This window comes from Labilibaculum manganireducens, assembly GCF_002843385.1.
GTDB classification, from domain to species: Bacteria; Bacteroidota; Bacteroidia; order Bacteroidales; family Marinifilaceae; genus Labilibaculum; species Labilibaculum manganireducens.
Genome location: NZ_MVDE01000004.1, coordinates 51,427 through 71,517 on the forward strand (window position 1 = coordinate 51,427; position 20,091 = coordinate 71,517).

Annotated in this window: 15 protein-coding genes; 6 read left to right on the top strand and 9 right to left on the bottom strand. The window is 36.6% G+C overall.

Annotated features, from left to right (window positions below; all coding sequences use genetic code 11):
- Positions 1-89: 89 nt before the first annotated feature.
- Entirely contained in the window at positions 90-1,193 is a 1,104-nt protein-coding gene (mnmA, locus tag BZG01_RS04005) for a tRNA 2-thiouridine(34) synthase MnmA (RefSeq protein ID WP_101308543.1), read from the top strand.
- A gap of 6 nt (positions 1,194-1,199) precedes the next feature.
- Here the strand turns inward: mnmA and BZG01_RS04010 are convergent, their stop codons facing one another.
- Positions 1,200-1,694, bottom strand: coding sequence for a GAF domain-containing protein (locus BZG01_RS04010; protein WP_180327199.1), 495 nt, complete (start codon positions 1,692-1,694; stop codon positions 1,200-1,202).
- A 108-nt stretch (positions 1,695-1,802) separates the two neighbouring features.
- Here BZG01_RS04010 and BZG01_RS04015 point away from each other — a divergent pair, with 108 nt between their 5' ends.
- Positions 1,803-2,066 carry a DUF3820 family protein gene (locus BZG01_RS04015; RefSeq protein ID WP_245870254.1) on the top strand — a complete coding sequence of 88 codons (264 nt, stop codon included), beginning with the start codon at positions 1,803-1,805 and terminating at the stop codon, positions 2,064-2,066.
- A gap of 54 nt (positions 2,067-2,120) precedes the next feature.
- Here BZG01_RS04015 and modC read toward each other — a convergent pair whose 3' ends face one another.
- From modC to modA, 3 genes are read right to left on the bottom strand one after another with little or no spacing between them, the layout of a single operon-like run.
- On the bottom strand, positions 2,121-3,215 hold the full coding sequence (modC, locus tag BZG01_RS04020; protein ID WP_101308545.1) for a molybdenum ABC transporter ATP-binding protein: 1,095 nt from the start codon (positions 3,213-3,215) through the stop codon (positions 2,121-2,123).
- 51 nt (positions 3,216-3,266) lie between these two features.
- Entirely contained in the window at positions 3,267-3,962 is a 696-nt protein-coding gene (gene modB / locus BZG01_RS04025) for a molybdate ABC transporter permease subunit (protein ID WP_101308546.1), read from the bottom strand.
- A 2-nt stretch (positions 3,963-3,964) separates the two neighbouring features.
- Entirely contained in the window at positions 3,965-4,744 is a 780-nt protein-coding gene (modA, locus tag BZG01_RS04030) for a molybdate ABC transporter substrate-binding protein (protein ID WP_101308547.1), read from the bottom strand.
- Between the two features lie 111 nt (positions 4,745-4,855).
- Between modA and BZG01_RS22075 the strand changes: the two genes are divergently transcribed.
- Positions 4,856-5,008: a helix-turn-helix domain-containing protein gene (locus tag BZG01_RS22075; protein ID WP_394698304.1), complete on the top strand. Its 153-nt coding sequence runs from the start codon at positions 4,856-4,858 to the stop codon at positions 5,006-5,008.
- A gap of 29 nt (positions 5,009-5,037) precedes the next feature.
- On the opposite strand, the gene BZG01_RS04040 is transcribed toward BZG01_RS22075, so the two are convergent.
- The 4 genes from BZG01_RS04040 to BZG01_RS04055 form a co-directional block, all read right to left on the bottom strand.
- Entirely contained in the window at positions 5,038-5,700 is a 663-nt protein-coding gene (locus BZG01_RS04040; RefSeq protein WP_180327200.1) for a ferric reductase-like transmembrane domain-containing protein, read from the bottom strand.
- 152 nt (positions 5,701-5,852) lie between these two features.
- Positions 5,853-6,557: a Crp/Fnr family transcriptional regulator gene (locus BZG01_RS04045; RefSeq protein ID WP_101308549.1), complete on the bottom strand. Its 705-nt coding sequence runs from the start codon at positions 6,555-6,557 to the stop codon at positions 5,853-5,855.
- 384 nt (positions 6,558-6,941) lie between these two features.
- On the bottom strand, positions 6,942-7,646 hold the full coding sequence (locus BZG01_RS04050) for a hypothetical protein (RefSeq protein WP_101308550.1): 705 nt from the start codon (positions 7,644-7,646) through the stop codon (positions 6,942-6,944).
- A gap of 96 nt (positions 7,647-7,742) precedes the next feature.
- Positions 7,743-10,292 (bottom strand): phosphoenolpyruvate carboxylase, encoded by a 2,550-nt coding sequence (locus BZG01_RS04055; protein ID WP_101308551.1) that lies wholly within the window; start codon positions 10,290-10,292, stop codon positions 7,743-7,745.
- Positions 10,293-10,563: 271 nt separating this feature from the next.
- Here BZG01_RS04055 and BZG01_RS04060 point away from each other — a divergent pair, with 271 nt between their 5' ends.
- The 3 genes from BZG01_RS04060 (at position 10,564) to BZG01_RS04070 (ending at position 15,540) form a co-directional block, all read left to right on the top strand.
- Positions 10,564-12,576: an alpha amylase C-terminal domain-containing protein gene (locus BZG01_RS04060; protein WP_101308552.1), complete on the top strand. Its 2,013-nt coding sequence runs from the start codon at positions 10,564-10,566 to the stop codon at positions 12,574-12,576.
- A gap of 2 nt (positions 12,577-12,578) precedes the next feature.
- Positions 12,579-14,282: an alpha-amylase family glycosyl hydrolase gene (locus BZG01_RS04065; RefSeq protein WP_101308553.1), complete on the top strand. Its 1,704-nt coding sequence runs from the start codon at positions 12,579-12,581 to the stop codon at positions 14,280-14,282.
- A gap of 160 nt (positions 14,283-14,442) precedes the next feature.
- Positions 14,443-15,540 (top strand): methyltransferase, encoded by a 1,098-nt coding sequence (locus BZG01_RS04070; protein WP_101308554.1) that lies wholly within the window; start codon positions 14,443-14,445, stop codon positions 15,538-15,540.
- Between the two features lie 270 nt (positions 15,541-15,810).
- On the opposite strand, the gene glgP is transcribed toward BZG01_RS04070, so the two are convergent.
- Positions 15,811-20,046 carry an alpha-glucan family phosphorylase gene (gene glgP / locus BZG01_RS04080; RefSeq protein ID WP_101308707.1) on the bottom strand — a complete coding sequence of 1,412 codons (4,236 nt, stop codon included), beginning with the start codon at positions 20,044-20,046 and terminating at the stop codon, positions 15,811-15,813.
- Positions 20,047-20,091: the final 45 nt, after the last annotated feature.

Sequence of the window (20,091 nt, forward strand, 5' to 3'; positions counted from 1 at the left end):
CTTATTTTTTCGATAATCATTATGATTCGCCCGACAAGACTTATTTTGTTATCAGCTTTTAAAGAGATATTTTTGCATCGGATGACAAAATGGAGAATTATATGAACGAGGAGATGGACAAAAAAGCCAGGGTGGTATTGGGAATGAGCGGAGGAACCGATTCGTCGGTTGCTGCAATGATGCTAAAGGAACAAGGCTACCATGTTATTGGTGTTTCTCTTTGGTTTTTTAGTACAGATAATTCCTTTAATCCTGGTGATCCACTGCCCGATTTTATTGTTGATGCTCAAAAGCTGGCACAGCAATTAGGTCTCGAACATCATGTGATTGATGCACGCAGAGAATTTCGTGATACCATTATTCAATTCTTTTTGGATGAATATATGGCCGGACGAACTCCCAGTCCTTGTATTCAGTGCAATCCACAACTAAAATGGAAGCTGCTTCTGGAAAAAGCCAATGAATTAAACTGCGAATTTATTGCTACCGGTCATTACATTCAGATTTGCAAAGAGTCCAACGGATATTATATCTGCAAAGGCAAAGATCCAGCCAAAGACCAATCGTATTTCCTATGGAATTTAGGACAGGATATTTTGTCGAGAACCCTTACTCCACTTGGAAAATATACCAAGACAGAGGTTCGGGAAATAGCCGGGGATTTTGGTTTCCAAGAAGTGGCAAAAAAGAAAGAAAGCATGGGCATCTGTTTTATGGATCGTATGGATTACCGTGATTTTTTACAGGAGATGATTCCTGATTTGGATCAAAAGATAGGCCGCGGAAACGTAACCGACACAAAAGGCAATCATTTGGGTTGGCACGATGGATATCCATACTACACAATCGGTCAGAAACGGGGGCTGGATCTGAAAGAAAAATCAGGTTTGATGGTGAGCCGGATTGATGCCCGTACCAATACGCTTATTCTGGAAAAGAAAGATGATTTGAATCGAATGAATTTAAAAATTTCCAATTATTATTTTAATGATATTGAGGATAGTAAATTACCGAACATCAGCACCATTGTGCGGGGTCTGGGACTAAATCCACAAAAATACAGCAGTCTGCAAATTAACAACGATACAGAATTGGAAGTGAAACTGGAAGATCCGGCATGGGCTATTGCACCCGGACAACCCGTGGCATTCTATATTGGCGATAAATTGATAGGTGGTGGTTTTGCCGAATAGTTCCGGTTAATAAATTGAAGAATTCCGAATGATATCATTCTGCTCATCAATAACCAAATCTGATTCGATACTTTCCTTGAAATGATCGACCAATTTATGATCCAAATCATCAAATTCTCTGCATTCCTTATTCAACACACAGAACGTTCCGAATAATTCCCCGTTCGGATAAAAAATTGGCATCCCAAGATAGCAGGACATTCCACTGTTACATTTCATTTTATCTTTCCATAAATCATCTTCAGCAGCATCCTTAATGTGAACTTTAGTTTTGCCGGCAACAACCGAATCGCAGTAGGAACCAATACTTAACTCTCCTCTATCTCCTATCAAATAAGGATTATCCTCACTTTGGGAACTAACTAATACTTCCAGTTCGTGAGGATGCAGTTTCATAATCAGAATTGCTGACACCTTCAACAAATCCTCCAACAGATCAACTTTTTCCTGCCACTTCAACAAAATATTCAGATCTATATATTGTTTTTCTATTGCATTCATCTCCATCTGTTTAAAAATCATTTGTAAAGTTATGGAAAAATTAAAGAGAATGTCAATAGTAAATTTGATGCATAATTTTCTTATTATAATAAATTCTAAAATATCTTTGTGCAAAACAATCTACAAAAGGATATGGACAATATAGATGGGGATTTAATGAACGAAGAGTTAATCAAATTAATTCGAATGAGAATGCCCTATGGAAAATACAAAGGAAGATATCTAATTGATATTCCTGAGCCTTATTTGGTTTGGTACCGGCAAAAAGGTTTTCCTCCCGGAAAATTAGGCGAAATGCTTGCATCCATGTACGAAATAAAACTAAACGGATTAGAGGAAATGCTGCGTCCGCTTTGCAAAAAATACCAATGATCAATGAGTACAAAATTTAATTTTGCAATTCTTAATTTCTAATTCCTAATTAATTTAGGTATTTGTTTGCAGAGCCATCGATTTAAACAAACACCAAACTTTTTTTCCTTCGGAAAGTTCCATTTTTAAAAGGGAAGCGTGAGTTATCGAAATCAATAATTTAAAGCCAACATCAACAAGACAATAGTTACGATTCTCTTTTTGAATCACTTTTACGATCGTTCCGGGCAACTGATTTCGAATAGAAATATTGGGAATTTCCTCCAATGTTAAGGCAATATCCTCAGGACGAAGCGACACATTCATTTCATCACCAATCTGGCAGCAATCCAAAACCATTTCCCGCTCAATTCTGATCTCCTCACTGGCATCTTTGTTCGATAAAATAGTTAATCCATTTTTCTTATCGTGAGCTTCAACCTTAAATTGAATTACATTCATTAAACCGGCACCCCGCATTACATCAAGCATATTCTCCTGCTCAATCAAATCAAGATAGTTTCCGTGCCCAAGAACGCGTCCGTTTTTGAGCAAAAACAACTCCCGCGTCAAACTTAGTAAATCAGGCAAATCATGACTTACTACAAGCATGGGAATGTTAAATTTTCGATTGATCTTAATCAGGTAAGGAATAATCTGCCGGCGCAGCTTCACATCCAACGATGAAAAAGGTTCATCCATCAGCAAAAGCTTGGGAGAACTCAGTAAAGCACGCCCTATGGCTACCCGTTGCTTCTCTCCTCCTGATAATTGTTTGGGTCTTTTTTCAAGCAAATTGTTTAGTTCCAGCAAATTAACCAGTTCGGTAAATTCTATTACTTGTTTCCCATTCGGGATGTACTTTGCTGCAAAGAGTAAATTTTTCCGAACATTCATGTGCGGAAATAATCTTCCCTCCTGAAACACATATCCAACTTTACGATTTCGGGCCGGTTCGTAAATATTTTTAAAAGTATCTACCATAGTAGTTTCTTCAATTTTCAGGAATCCTTCATCGGGCTTCTCTAAACCAACCAATAAGTGCATTAAAGTTGTTTTTCCTGCCCCCGACGGCCCAAAGATTCCCGTGATTCCCTGAATAAAATCTACTTCAATATCCAGAGAAAAATCGCCTTTACTACGTTTTAAATGTGCCGACAAAGCGTGCATAAACAATTGATTATTAAATTATAACTAATTCTCACAACCGGATTCTCAAACTTAGTTTCGCTTGTGTAATTTTTTCACTAAATATTCAGAAAAAGCCATAGCCAAAAAGGAAAAAAGCACTGCAACCAAAAGCAATCTAAATGCCGAACTTTCCATACCAGGCATTTGAATCTGATTGAACAAAGCCAATGGAATGGTTTGAGTTTCACCGGAAATATTTCCTGCAAATATAATGGTGGCACCAAATTCACCCAATGATCTTGCAAATGAGAGTACAAAACCACTGATAATACCTGGCAATGCCAATGGTAAAGTCACTCTAACAAAACTTTGAAAAGTACTGGCTCCCAAAGTTTTCGCGGCTTCTTCAAATCCAGGATCAACCATTTCTATGGAAAGTCGAATGGCACGCACAGCCAAGGGAAAAGAAACAATCATGGAAGCAATTACGGCAGCATAATAAGTAAAGGCGATTCTGATTCCGAGGAGCTCGTTCAACCAGTGACCAATCAGTCCTTTAGTACCCAATAATAGCAACAGAATAAAACCTGTAGCAACAGGTGGTAAAACCAAGGGTAAATTTATAAATCCTTCAATTAAAGATTTTCCCCGAAAAGTTTTACGGGCCAGCCACCAGCCCATCAAAACAGCAATGGGTAAAACCAAAACAGCACACCACAAAGCCACTTTAAACGAAAGACCGATTGCACTCATTTCTGTTTCCGAAAATACGAACCAATGCTCCATAATTAGTCTATTTTAAAACCATTTTTTTTCCAAATAGATTTGGCTTTATCCTCATTTAAAAAGGCAACGAATGCCTCCAGTTTTTTATCTGAATTTATTTTGCCTGCACCGTAATACAGTATTGGATCACAATCTGTCACTGCAAATTCATAAACTGTTCTCACTTTTTTAGATTTCTTTGCATCTGATGAATATACCATCCCCATTTCAACCTCTCCCATCTCAACCATAAAAAGGGCATCTCTAACATCCTTAGCAGGTAATATTCGTTTGGCAAGTCTATTTTCCCATGAATTATTTATCATGATTTGTCTGGCATACTTACCTGCAGGAACATGATCCGGATCACCAATGGAGATTCGACCTTTGAATAAATCGGGGAAATTAACTATCGAAACAGAATCCAGATACAAATCTGTATTCTCGATGGGTACAATAGCCACCATTCTATTTTCAACCAGACTTCGAATCGAATTTCGATCCACCAATTGCAACGAATCCAAATAATGCATCCACTCCCTGCTGGCCGAAACATAGTAGTCGAACTCAGCACCACTTTCAATTTGTCTGGCCAATATACCCGATGATGCAAAATTCAGACGAACACTTATTCCTGTCTCCTTCTTAAACTCGTGAGCAATTTCATTCATCACATCAATAACGCTTGCTGCTGCAAAAACACTAATCGAGTTAGCGGATTTATTGTGAGATGAGCACGATAATAAAAAAACAAATAGGAGCAAAAAGAGATACTGTATCTTCGTTTTCAACAATAATTTCATAGGGCTATTAGATTAGTTGGGGTTTGAAGACTTGAAAATAGCAATTTTTCCTAAGATTAAAGCTTTCCATAAGTAGAAGAGCATGGAATTAAAATTGGAGATGAACGTGAAATCAGGTTAAACCTAACGCATCAAGATATTGCAAACCTTACTGCCACAACACGACAAACGCTTACATCAACTTTTAATAAGTTAGAACGAAATTGCAGTATCACTTACAATAGAAGAAAAATTCTTATAAGAAAACCAGAGGAATTGCTGTAGGCTTTTGCAGACTGCATTCAAAAATCAGCCTAAAACCCCTTAGCTTTTTTCATTCGTAATTCTTCCAAACGCGAACGTATTGGTTTGTGCCTGATTATAAAACCCAGCCCTAGTAAACAAACATAAATAAGCCAGTCTTCGTTTAGCAATATAACATGCAAAACGACCAAACCTGCAGCCACATACGCCAATTTGTGAAGTTTTTTCCAGTTCTTTTTCAATAACTTCATAGACCTTTTATTGGATGTTATCATTAAAGCAAATACAATAATTCCAGCCAAGAATCCGGTTACAAGTTTTACTTCACTAAAAATGGCTAAAAATCCCTCGTACTTGATAAAAAAAGAAAAATGCAAAAGGGCATAAACTCCTGTTGTTATACCAATTGCCTGACGGGTACGCAAATTACTTGTCCATCCAAAAAGAATACGTACAGGTGTACACATTAAAATGGCTATCAGAAAACGAATGCCCCATTTTCCTGTAGTATGAATCGCATATTTAATACCCGGTACTGCATCAACATCCATTTTCTCAGCTAGTTCGGGAGATAATTCGTAATCATCAAAAATGAGAAAATCATAATTGTTATTCTCAAAATTAAAATTTGCCAATTCGTACAAGCTCAACAAAGGAACAAACGCAATGATGCAAACTAAAATCCATCCCCTGTTTTTCTTCAGCCAATTCATATAAAACTCAAAATTAATAACGCAGAATCTCTTTCCAGAGGTAATATAAAATAAAGCCGGAAACATCATGTTGGGCTCTTTCAATAAGTAAAGATGGGGAAAAAACAAGAGATGATAAATACCAACATTTAGGTATTAAAAAAAGGAATGAATTACCCTACACGGCTAATTTGCTTTAATTTATCCATATCCAGTATTGAAATACAACGGCCATTTACTTTTATAATCTTATCGGATTCAAAACCACAAATCTGCTTCGACACACTTTCCCGACTGGTTCCAATCATACAAGCAATTTCTTTACGGCTAAGTGGTAAGATGAAATTCGGAGAATTAAAAATCACATTTGCAAAATACAAAAGGGCATCGGCAACTTTGCCAAAAATCTTTTTTTGATGCTGAACGATAAAACGATGATAATTCCTCACACTATCATTACATACCGAAGACAAAATCTCATATCCAAACCTTCCGTTTTCTTTAATAAAAGCTGAAAAAACAGGAAGCTTAATATAACAAACAGTTACATTGGTTAAAGCCATGTAAGAATAGTGAGTTATAGTGTCGCTAAAAATCGAATGCAAGCCGAGATAAGAATGAGGTTTAATAACCTGAAGAATATATTCCTGATGCTGATCACCTTTTCCATATTCTTTCACAAGACCACTTTTTAAGTATACAACATAGTTTGCCAAAGCACCTTCCGACAATATAATTTCTCCCTTTTCAAATGAAGCTTCGTAACAATTATCACATAACAAAGACAAGTCATCGTTAGAAAGCATTTGAACAGCACAAGATTTGTCTGCACAAGTTTCACAATTCGAAAAAACAAAGGTATCTGATCGCTGCAACATAATAATGTAATATATATCACAAATATATGATAAAACATTCACAATAAGCAATTATTATACCCGTAACTTAGGGTGTGATTTTACAGTAAACGAAAAAATTATTAAAAACCCACCCCTCCTTAGTTCAATATTGTTTATTGATTATGTAATATTTTCCCTTTGGATGATCAGCATATCCATTGAGAGCTAACGATAAATTTTACTGCATATTCTATTGCAAATTTGGGCTGTCGCTTGTGATTTTGTCTTTTGTTGATGTGCTGCTCTTTTCAAAAGGTTTTTCACTAAAAAAACAACTCTAAATACTTAGGATTATGTTGCCTTTATAAATAAAAAAGGATCGACTGTTCAGACGATCCTTTGTGCTTCTATAAAATTAGATTGCTATAAACCTAAATTCTTATTTTTTATTACCTCATCCTGAAGTTTCCTTGCCAATTTTTGCTCACGAACAAGTGCATTTTTGCGATGAGTATCGAATTCCTCACGTACATCTTCCAGAGTCTCTTTGGTTTCTACTGTTACAACATTACTTCTTTTAAACAAAAAGAAACACAAACCAGCAATCGCAAGCGATCCAAAAATTAAAATCCACATGATGGTATTGTAAGTGGATTTTGGCAGTTGCATTCCCAACAGACTCATACTATCTTTTGAATTAATCGTTTCTTCCAATTGATTTTTTACTGTTTGCAATTCTTTTTTTAGAGAACCAATTTCTGTATTTTGATTTTCAAGCAAAGATTTTGTATCCGACAAATTCTTTTTTACAAAATTCAACGAATCTGTAACATTAGACTGAAACTTTTCTAAAGAGCTAATTTTAACAACTTTATAGTCTTCATACCGATTGGATTTTGTCATCATATAATCAAACTGCTCTTTAATGGTTCCTTCATCAAGATATGCTTTGACAGGCTTTCTTACGACAGGTTTCGCAACAGCTGGAGTAATAACCTCCTGCTTAGTTGTTTCTTGCTTCTTCACTTCTGTTTTTACTTCGTTAGAAGTTTCTGTTGTCTGCGCAAATATTGCAGATGAAAACAAGATGAAAAGGGCGGTTGAAAATAATGTTTTGTACAACTTCATTGGGATTCTTTTTGTTTTAATTCGTTTCTCAATTACAAAGAAAACGATATTCGACTTAGAAAATTGTTAGTATTGAGTAAAATTTCTTAAACTAATTTAGGCTGAATTTCTACTGGCATTAATATTACCATAAAGTGATCGAATAACCAAGTTTTGCAGTATGTTATATTTATTTTGATCAATATTTCCTGATAAATCCATCTCACGGATTTTCATCAGCGCAAATTGCTGAATGCATATTAAAGGCAATACAATCTCTTCCCTTAAATGAATCGAATCCTTTAACTCCAGTGATAATTCCATAATCTCCTCTTGTCCGGATACTTCCAATAACATATCAATACTCAATTGATATTCCATATAAATCCAATTCCAAAATTCACCAAATTCTTCATCATTTTGCATGTATTGTGTTAATGAAAAATATGATTTGCTTATTGACTGCATACTGTTTTCAACCAAAGTTCTAAAAAACAGCGAATTCTGATACAGACTCTTACACCCTTCCATTCGTCCTTCTTCTTTCAATCTCTTTATGGATGCTCCTACACCAAAAAAACCAGGTACATTTTGCTTCATCTGACTCCAGGCTCCTACAAAAGGAATTGCCCGCAAATCGTCAAAATTTAATTCCGCTGATGCATTTCGTTTACTGGGACGACTTCCAATTTTTGCTTCTCCATAGTATTTCAAAGCACTCATTTTCTCTAAATAAGGCACAAACTTATCCGATGATTTAAATCGCTGATATTCTTCCAAACTGTATTGCGAAAGAGCCTCCATTATTTCTCTGTCTTCTGTGCTGAATTGTTTACTTTGATCCTCGAACAAACGATTTCCCAATCCGGCGGTAATCAGTAATTCCTGATAATATTTAGCCGACGCCTTGGTTCCAAACTTCGAACTAATCGTCTGACCTTGAATAGTTACCTGTATTTCCTGATTTTCGATATTATTCCCTAGAGAAGAATAGAATTTGTGTGTGTTCCCTCCTCCCCGTGCCGGAGGTCCCCCGCGTCCGTCAAAAAAGACAACTACAATTCCCTTTTCGCGTGCCAGTCGTGTTATATTTTCTTTTGCTTTATAAATGCTCCAATTTGCTGAAAAGTAACCCCCATCTTTGGTTCCGTCCGAAAAGCCAAGCATAATGGTTTGCTTCATTCCTCTCGAAATCAAATGCTGATAGTATACCTTATTTTCAAACAACTCCCTCATTGTTTCATCAGCTTTCGACAAATCATCAATCGTTTCGAATAACGGCACAATATCTAATGGCAAAGAATCTTCCCAGGCACAAAGCTTAGCCATAGCATAAACCCGGGCTACATCAACAGAAGTCTGACAATTACTGATAATAAATCGATTACAAGCTAATTCTCCATTTCTTTCCTGAATCTCTTTCATGGTAGAAAAAACACTTATCGTATCTCTGCTCACCTCATCTTCTGTTTTAAAATAGCTAACTGATCCTTTTACTTCAAATAAACTTTCAAGAGGAGCATCGCCAATTTGATTCGTTAAAAAGGTAGAAGATTTACGCAAAACATCAAAAGCTTTACCAATAATCCGACTATCCTGCCGGATGTCAATATTAGCAAAATGAGAACCAAACAGTTTCACTTTATTCTGAAACTTCCTCAATAAATCAAGAAAGAAACCATCGTGTTGCTCCACTACTATTTTCTCAATTTTATTCAAACAATCATTAATCTCAGCAAGAGTGATTCCTGCACTTTTATCACTATCATTCAAAGCAGTAAGAACCCTTTCTTCCAAATTTACAATTAACTCATGCACACCTTTAAAGCTTAAGCGCCTGCGCAAAAGTCTCAAATCTTTGTAATAATTCAAAAACAAAATATACCGAAGCCTCTCTGCAACTTTCAGCGTTGTTTCAGTATTTACATAAGGATTTCCATCACGGTCGCCTCCCGGCCAAAAACCAAATGAGATTACAGAACCAACTTTTTCATTGGAAAAGTCTTCGCTTTTTAACAATTCCGAATACAAACCTGAAGCCGACTGATAAAATATATTCTCAAGATACCAGCTCAAACTTTTTGCCTCATCATAAGGTGTAGGACGTTCCTTCTTAAAAAACGGTGTCTTCCCCAACTGGGTAAGCAATAACTTAATTTGAAGTAAATCGCTTTTTTGAATGGCTTTTATCAAATCATTTATAATGGCTAGAACGGTGCTGGGATAAAATTGCGTAGGATGAGCAGTTAGCACAACCCGCACAGCAAAATGCTCTAAATCATTTTTAAAATCCTCCCATTTGCCAGTTTGTTTGATCTTCGATTTTAATGCTTTCAAACTACCGGCACCATCTAAATCATTCATTTTGTCAAAGACTGCATCTTCCACTGCATCCAGCAAAACCACCTGTCTTTCGATGTAATGAATTACCCGAAACATGAAATCAAATTCTTCCTCCTCTGTCTTAAAGGAGGTTTGCTTCTCAAAAAAATCCTCGAATATTTCAACCGGTGATTTTCCTGTCTCCAATCCCTTCGAGCATTCTTCTTTTAAAATGGGAATTAATATTCCCGTTTTATGAATACCATCCAGTGGCAGGGTCAAAAATATACTGTTGTACAATTTGTACTTTAAATCAACTTCATTTTGAAATTTTTCTGATCTCATATAATTATATTTCTCCCCCGTACATATACATATATCTATTGATCCGATTAAGATAAGAAAACAGATTGAAATTAACGAGGAGATAAACTATTTTCAGAAATATTTGCTGCTGGACAAAGACTGCTGCATTCACACAACTCAACCTCTTTATCTGCAAGGAAAAAATCTCAAAAACTTCACTCCTTTTTAAAATAATTACATCAGATAAATTGTATCTTTAAACTTGTTGCACCAGCGACTCACTTCCAAATCCGGAACTCTTATACCGCTTATGATTAAACATCTTAAAATAGTTGACTCGGATCCCATGTTGTACGATTATCAATATGTGATTCAAAAAAGATTAAATGCAGCTTCCCAAAAGGAAAAGGAACTAACAGAAACTACGCTTTCAGCCTTTGCCAATGGACATCATTATTATGGTCTCCATCGTGATTCTGAAAATTGGATTATCCGGGAATGGGCTCCAAATGCCGATAAAATGTATCTTATTGGTGAATTTTCGAACTGGAAAGAGCAATCGAACTATCGATTTGAAAAAATTGCCAATGGTAATTTTGAGTTGAAACTTCCGCTAACCTCACTTAAACAAGCTGATTTATATAAATTGCTGATTTATTGGCCGGGAGGAAAAGGAGAACGTATTCCTGTTTGGTGCACACGAGTGGTACAAGATCCTGATACGCTTATTTATTCAGCTCAAGTGTGGCAAAACGAAAAGCCTTTTGAATGGAAATTTGATACCAATAGAGTCAAATACAAATCGCCGCTTATTTATGAAGCCCATATTGGAATGGCTACGGAAAAAGAAAGCGTTGGCACTTATAAGGAATTTCGTGAACTCGTATTGCCCAGAATTCACCGCGCCGGTTACAATACCATTCAATTAATGGCCATTCAGGAACATCCGTACTATGGCTCTTTTGGATATCATGTTTCCAGCTTATTCGCAGCCTCTTCCCGCTTCGGAACTCCCGAAGAATTGAAACAACTAATTGATGCAGCACATTCTTTAGGCATCATGGTAATTATGGATATCGTTCACTCGCATGCGGTAAAAAATGAACTGGAAGGCATTGGTAACTTCGATGGTTCGCCACATCAGTTTTTTCATGCAGATGAACGAAGAGAACACATCGCATGGGATTCTTTGTGTTACAATTATGGGAAAAATGAAGTTCTTCACCTGCTGTTATCCAATATCAAATACTGGTTGGAAGAATATCATTTCGATGGATATCGTTTTGATGGAGTGACAAGTATGCTTTACTACGATCATGGTTTATCGAGAGATTTTACCAGCTATGAAATGTATTTTGACGGCGGGCAAGATGAGGATGCAATTTGCTACCTGAGCTTAGCCAATAAGTTGATTCATGAATACAATCCCAATGCGGTTAATGTTGCCGAAGAAATGAGCGGATATCCCGGCTTGGCATCTTCTTTGGAGGATGGAGGCTTGGGGTTTGATTTTAGATTAGCCATGGGAATTCCCGATTATTGGATCAAGCTGATTAAGGAAACACATGATGAAGACTGGAATGTAGGCAATATATTTTACGAATTATCCAACAAACGAGCCGAAGAAAAAACCATTAGCTATGCAGAATCTCACGATCAGGCTTTAGTTGGCGATCAAACGCTTATTTTCCGTTTAATTGAAAAGGCCATGTATGACAGCATGGACAAATCAAGCGTAAGCTTAGTGGTCGACCGTGGAATTGCTCTTCATAAATTGATTCGATTGTTGACCCTTTCCTGCTCCGGAAACGGCTACTTAAATTTTATGGGAAATGAATTCGGACATCCAGAATGGATTGATTTTCCTCGTTTAGGTAACAATTGGTCCTACAAACATGCACGGCGCCAATGGAGCTTGGTTGATAATCACCTCTTACGCTTCGAAGATTTAAATGAGTTTGATAAAGATATGATTGCTCTGCAAAACAAAGAGAAATTCATTCACGACCCCTATATCAATTGTGTTCAATCCGATCAGCAAAATCAAGTTTTGGCTGTTCTGAGAAAAGATTTACTTTTTGTTTTCAACCTCAATCCAAGCGAATCATTTACCTATTATGGAATTCCTGCAAAATCAGGTAAATATCAGCTTGTGCTTAATTCAGACGAGAATAAATACGGAGGCTTCGATCGTGTGGATGGCAGTCTGCTTTGCTATTCCAAACCTGAAGCTTCAATGTCGAAAAACCACAGGGTATATCTTTATTTACCAAGTAGAACAGCTTTGGTATTCAAGTATATTCCTTCAAAAAGTATCTTTTAAATATGAGCATTAGCAAACCAATTATATATCAATTGTTTCCCCGTTTATTTGGAAACAAAAACACGAAGCCTGTTGTTGATGGTTCCCGAAGCGAAAATGGAAGCGGAAAGTTCAATGACATCAACAACACAGCACTTCAGGAAATAAAAAAACTTGGAATTACTCATGTATGGTATACCGGAATCATTGAGCATGCGATTGTTGAAGCTTATCCTGATGCTGGAATCCCTCATGGAAATCCTTTAGTGATTAAAGGAAAAGCAGGATCTCCATATGCAATTAAAGATTATTACGATGTAAATCCTGATTTGGCCGAGGATGTAGATGAAAGAATGAAGGAGTTTCAAAATCTTGTTGCCAGAACCCATCAGAACGATATGAAGGTAATTATCGATTTTGTTCCCAATCATTTGGCCCGGGAATATCATTCGGATGCAAAACCGGAAGGTATTTCTGATTTCGGTGACCAAGATGATGGCAGTAAGGCATTTTCAGCCACTAATAACTTCTACTATTTACCGCACCAACAATTGCATCTGTCTGATGAAATAAGAAATCGGTTTCCGCATACAGATTATCAGGAGTATCCTGCAAAGGCAACCGGAAATGATCAATTTACTGCTCATCCGCAACTAAACGATTGGTACGAAACCGTTAAGCTAAATTATGGTGTCGATTATCAGAATGGACACTCCACTCATTTTGATCCAATTCCAGATACCTGGATAAAAATGAAAGACATTTTGCTCTATTGGGCAAAAAAAGAAATTGATGGTTTCCGTTGTGATATGGCGGAAATGGTACCCGTAGAATTTTGGCAGTGGGTAATTGGGGAAATAAAATCAGTATTTCCTGATATCCTTTTTATTGCCGAAGTATATAATCCTTATTTATACGAAACTTATATTAAAAACGGAAAATTCGATTACCTGTACGACAAAGTAGGTTTGTATGATACACTAAAAGGAGTAATTCGCGGAGAACGTGCAGCCAGAGATATTTCGCAATGCTGGCAATCCTTAAACAATCTGGACGAATACATGCTTCGGTTTCTGGAAAATCATGATGAACAAAGAATTGCTTCGCCTTATTTTGCTTCAGATCCTATTAAAGCCCTTCCAGGGATGATGCTGTCGCTTTGCATGCACCGAGGACCTGTGATGATGTATTCGGGACAGGAATTTGCTGAAACAGGAATGGAAATATCCGGTTATAGTGGTTCTGACGGGCGATCTACCATATTCGATTTCTGGAATTTACCCGAACATCAAAAATGGATGAATGATGGCAGGTTTGATGGTGAATTATTATCTGATCAGCAAAAAAAACTGCAAACAGCCTATCGTGACATTCTAAAATATGCACAACTGCCCGCTATCGTCTTTGGTGAATTTTATGATATTATGTGGCAAAACACGGATTCAAATATCTTTAATTCGGATAAAGTTTATGCTTTTCTGCGGCATACCGCGAATCAAAAACTATTAGTGATTTGTAATTTTGATGATCACACACAGCATTTACAAGTAAAGATACCAACACACGCCTTGGAAACAATGAAGATTCAACGTCCGGTAGAATTGTATTTTGTTAATAAACAATCAAATGCTAAGCATAAGCTTACCTGCAAAGAAGCATCTGAAAAAGGATTGTCTCTAAACATTTCAGGCTATCAATATCTGCTGTTTGAAATTAAGCACGAATAAAAATCACTATATATGTAACAATTACAATTAATTGAGTGAATAGATCGTAATATCATCAGTAATTGTACTACGTTTACACAATTTTTAAAAATCAACTGCGAAATAAACATTGCTTAGGAGTTTTACCTTGGTTTTGCGAAACGCGAAAAACAAATAAGGAATGTTAAAAAACGAATTAGAGCTGATCATATCAGGTCAAAAAATATCAGTAAACAGACCAGAACCAATTGTTGCAGATATCGATGTGGTTCCCTACAAAAGACGTATGGATCCTATGGATGCCGTAGATGCACTTATTGAAGGCTATTCGGTTTTAATTGTTGATTACTATAGCAGCGGACTTGCTGTACTCAGCGAATTAAAAAAACATCTGGAGAAAAAATATACGGATCAATCGTTTAAGGGACAACGTGAATTGCGCAAAACTTATCGCGAGCTTTCTCATAAATTACTTCTGCATATAACAAACAACAAACTCACGGTTAGAAAAGCTCCGGAAATTGGCTGGCTGGAAACACTATATCCTGATTTCACTGAATTTCTGCTGCCATTTTCTCAGGTTCAAGGATTAAACAGTTCGTGGCAGTGGTACAATAAAGGTATTTTCATTCCTGTTATCGACAGAAAAATACATCCGTTTTATGGCACTTACTTCCCAACCCGATTTGAACATTTAAAACTATTCGACAAATGGCTGGAACGTTACAAGGGAGAAAAAAAATCTGCTATTGATGTTGGAATTGGATCCGGCATTTTAAGTTTTCAACTATTGAAGCATGGTTTTCAGAAGGTTTGTGGTACTGATAACAATCCAAATGCAATTATTGGCTTAACACAAAGTCTGAAAAAAAGCAACCTGAACTCGAAAATAGAACTTCTATTCGGCGATTTATTTGCCCAAAACGACAGCAAATCAGATTTAATTGTATTCAATCCGCCCTGGTTACCGGCATCAAACAAATCGGAAGGAATCGACAATGCAATCTACTATGAAAAGGATTTGTTTCCACGCTTTTTTGCAGAAGCAAAAAAACACACCAGACTTAATGGCCGTGTTGTAATTCTGTTTTCAAATCTGGCACAAATTACCAATCAAAAGGAAAGTCATCCTATCGAAAAGGAATTGGCTGAAGGCGGTCGTTTTGAAAAAGAATTACTTTTGCATAAAAAAGTAAGATCAGCTTCGAAGAATACAAAAAGAAATCAAAATTGGCGCCACGAAGAAATGATTGAACTATGGGTATTAAAATTGCTTTAAGCAAACACAAAAAAAATATTAAATGTCAATTTATTTCTTAAATTTGAAATAACACTTTATAGGTAATAATATAGAAACTTAATTTTAATATAAATATCATGGCTAAGTCACAGGACGCTAAGAAAAACGTTAAAAAAGAATCGACTAAAACAGCAAAAGAAAAAAAAGAAGAAAAGAGAGAGAAAAAGGCTAAAAAAAATTAACACCTATTGATTAAAAATACAAAGGCTGTTTCGAAATCGAAACAGCCTTTTTCATCATATTTTTATTCTAAATCCATTTCACGTAATTAAAATCCTGACGATGAGGAAGGTTGCAGTTACATGCATACATTCTCAATCCAAAATCGAAGATCCCCGGATCATTCAACACCAAATCCAAACGATAGAAGGCCAGTGAATCCACCTTCCGGTCAAGAATTAACTGTTCAGTACGAATTGGTCCGGGTTTATGTGTATCTATGGTGGCTCTTATTACCAATTCAACACAAATATCTTCATCAATCAAATCTTTTAAATCAAGAGCAACTTCTACATGATAATTCTCACCTGACAAGTATTTGTGCTTAGGAGTACTTGGCGCATCCACAGAAACCACTTCAATTTTATCCCATGAAGCAAGAATTTTTTGTTTCCAATTGGCAGTATCTTTTGCCATTTCGTAGTCTCTCTCCTTCAATTTCAGAACACGTTGATGCATTTTACTGTAAAAACGATCTTTATAATCGTCGATCATACGCTTGGTTGTATATTCCGGTGCAATTTCAGCAATACATTTTTTAACGTACTGAATCCAATCAACAGGAATGTTGTTCTCATCACGCTTATAGTACAGAGGTATTATTTCATTTTCGAACATTGAATAAATTGTCTGCGCATCCAATTCATCCTGAAACCCTTGATTTTCATAGGTTCTGTTATCGGTCAGTGCCCAACCTGCTCCTTCACGATAACCTTCCAGCCACCATCCGTCAAGTACACTAAAATTAAGAACTCCATTCATCACCGCTTTTTCACCCGATGTTCCTGAAGCTTCCAATGGTCGCGTTGGCGTGTTCATCCAGATATCAACACCTTTAACCAATCGCTGTCCCAATTCCATATCATAATTCTCAAGGAATAAAATTTTCCCTTCAAATTCCGGACGACGGGACACATCAACAATTCGTTTAATTAAATCCTGACCTGCTTTATCTGCAGGATGTGCTTTTCCTGCGAAAATAAATTGCACCGGTTTTTCAGGATTATTTAAGAGTTCGGCCAATCGGTCTATATCACTAAATAATAAATGAGCACGCTTGTAAGTAGCGAACCGGCGAGCAAAACCAATGGTAAGAGCATTCTCATCTATCGAATCCATTATCTCAACTAAAGAACGGGGATCCTCATATCTTTTGATCCAGTTCTTTTGGAAACGATCTTTCGCGAAATCAATCAATTTTTTACGCAATACATTTTTAATGCTCCAAATTTTTTCATCATCAACATCGTATATTTTTTTCCAATATTCTTTGTTCGACAAATCATTTAAGAATCCTTTATCGAATTCCTGTTCGTGCAGAGTTCTCCATTCTTTAGCAGTCCAGCTAGGATAATGCACCCCATTTGTTACGTACCCAATATGCAATTCCTCAGGAAAATATCCCTGATAAAGATTATTGAACATTTCCTGAGAAATCTTGCCATGCAACATACTTACTCCGTTCATGGCAACCGATGTATTGGCAGCCAAGTTACTCATCGAAAATCTCTCGTTATAATCCAAAGGATTTACTCTACCCAAAGCAAGGAATTGATCCCATCCTAATTTCAGTTTTTCAGGAACATAAGACAGATAATGTCTGATCATATCAGGAGAAAAAGTATCATGTCCGGCTGGTACCGGTGTATGTGTAGTAAAAAGAGAGGAAGCCCTTACAATTTCCAAAGCCACTTCGTATTGATAACCATCAGAAATCAGATTAATCAATCGCTCCACATTTATTAATGCTGCATGTCCCTCGTTGCAATGATACAAGTCAGGCTTAATACCAATAGTACCGAGAGTTTTGATACCTCCCATTCCCAAAAGAATTTCCTGCTTAATCCGGTGATCCCAGTCGCCGCCATATAATTGATGAGTTAAAGAACGATCTCTCTCATCATTCATTTCGGTTTCGGTATCCAAAAGATATAAGGAAATTCTACCCACTTCAACCTTCCATATTTTTGCGGTAACAGTTCTTCCTTCCAAAGGAAAAGAAATGGTTTTTGCAAAACCAGAACTATCTCTCACCCTGCTTATTGGCAACTGAGAAAATTTTTGTTCGTCCAGCTCAACCAATTGCTCGCCATTTAAAGATAAACGCTGGGTAAAATATCCAAACCGATACATAAAACCAACCGCAACCATATCCACATTGGAGTCGCTGGCTTCTTTTAAATAATCGCCCGCCAATATTCCCAGTCCTCCGGAATAAATCTTCAGATTATTATTTAAACCGTACTCCATGCTGAAATAAGCAATCTTAGGTTGTCCTTCGGCCGGTTTTACGGCCATATAGTTTTTGAATTCCTGAATTACAGCATTATAACTCTGCATAAAAGACTCATCTGCCGCCAATTCTTTCATTCGTGCGCTTGACACTTGCTTAAGCAGTAGAATTGGATTCTTTTTGCAATTATGCCATAACTTAGGATCCACCGATTCGTAAAGGTCGATGGCTTTATAATTCCAGCACCACCATAAATTTTTAGATAATTCCTCTAAACCAAGTAATTCCTTTGGAAGATTGGTTTCAATAATTAATTTCCGCCAACTTATCTGATTACTTTTTGGTACGTTCAAATGATTTTCAACCAAAACCTGCACAGGTGATTCGTTTTCCTTTTTCATATTATTTTTGATTGCTAATTCGTAAGCCTTGTAATAATTTCCAATAAAATTCTTCCATAATGTCTTTTTAGCAATGCTGGCTGCATTTTCCCTGCACCGAATTACATTATCCTCTGATTTTGTTGTAAAATTAAATATCTGAGAAGAAATATTTTCAACGACCTCTTTTCTATTAGAGTCATTTCGTTCCACAACTGAAACACCGCCTCCATCTGCTTCCCCAATCATTTGAACCCACTGTCCAAATCCGGATAAAGAAGTTGTAATGGTAGGAACGCTGAAAGCAACACTTTCCATTGGAGTATATCCCCAAGGTTCATAATAAGATGGGAAAACAGATAAATCCAATCCCATTAAAAGTTCATAATAAGACTTATTAAATATGCCATCCGTTCCATCCAGATAGGTTGGCACAAAAATAACTTTTACTCTCTCATCTTCCCCATTACCAAAACCCAAAGACTTGATCTTTTTTAATATCTCATCTTTATCTTCATTACCCAGTTTATGAGTTAAATATGGTGTTACCAGTAATTTTTTTTCCGGATATTTAGCTAAATTTTCCTGTAAATCTTTTCGGGGGCCGCGCTGATCTCCCGGAATCAAAAAGAAAGCTATAATATCACGATCCATATATTTGTTTGCATTCAATTGAGCCAAAGCTTCTAAAAACACATCAAGACCTTTGTTTTTAAATTCGTAACGACCACCGGTTCCTACAAACAAGGTGTTCTCCTTTATTTCGTACCCAAGAAGCGATTCGGCTACTTTCTTAAATTCTTTTCTGGATTCCTGTCTGGTAGCTTCAAGCTGTTCCGGATTAGGTACAAAATCATCTTCGAAACCATTTGGCATCACAACATCTACGGCCCGTCCATGAAACTGCCTGCACTCCCGTGCAGTTATATCACTCACTGTTGAAGAACAATCTGCTGCCAGAGCAACACATTTTTCCATAGAGCATTTGGCCGTAACATTATACTGTCTTGGCTTTTCAATTGGATTAAAATGAAGCAGATTATCGTACAAATTTTCATAATTACTGGCCAATACCCGTCCAAGCATACTTGCATGAGTCGTGAAAATTGTTGAAATATGAGGCGCCTGATCTTTCAAATACAATAGTCCGGCACCAGTCATCCACTCATGAAACTGGGCAACTACTTTATTTTTCGACAAATCATTAAACTGTACAAAGCTCTCAATTACTTTACCACTTGCATAACCAAACATCGCTGCATCATGATAATCATCCTGTCCATATAATGATTCCAATCGGTAAATTTCCCACAATTGACTGTAAATAGCGTCTTTCTTCGCCAGAAAATCCGAAAAATCAATCAAAATCACAATTGGATTTCCCGGTATTTTCCAATATCCAATCCGAACCGATAAACCATCCGCTTTTAATTTTGCTCTCCACTGAGGAAACAATTTTTCATCTTCCTGAAACTCTTTTTCCCGGTGTTCAGTATTATTAAAATCCGGCCCGACATAAATGATCCGATCGTTGAATACTGGTTTAAGCGATAAGGCCTTTGTAGAAATAACCGTATGAATTCCACCAACCTTATTGCAAACTTCCCAACTAACTTCAAATATAAAATCCGGAGTTATATCCCTATTATTCATACCCATATGCTTACTAATTACTTTTAGCTGTTTTTTTACCAACTA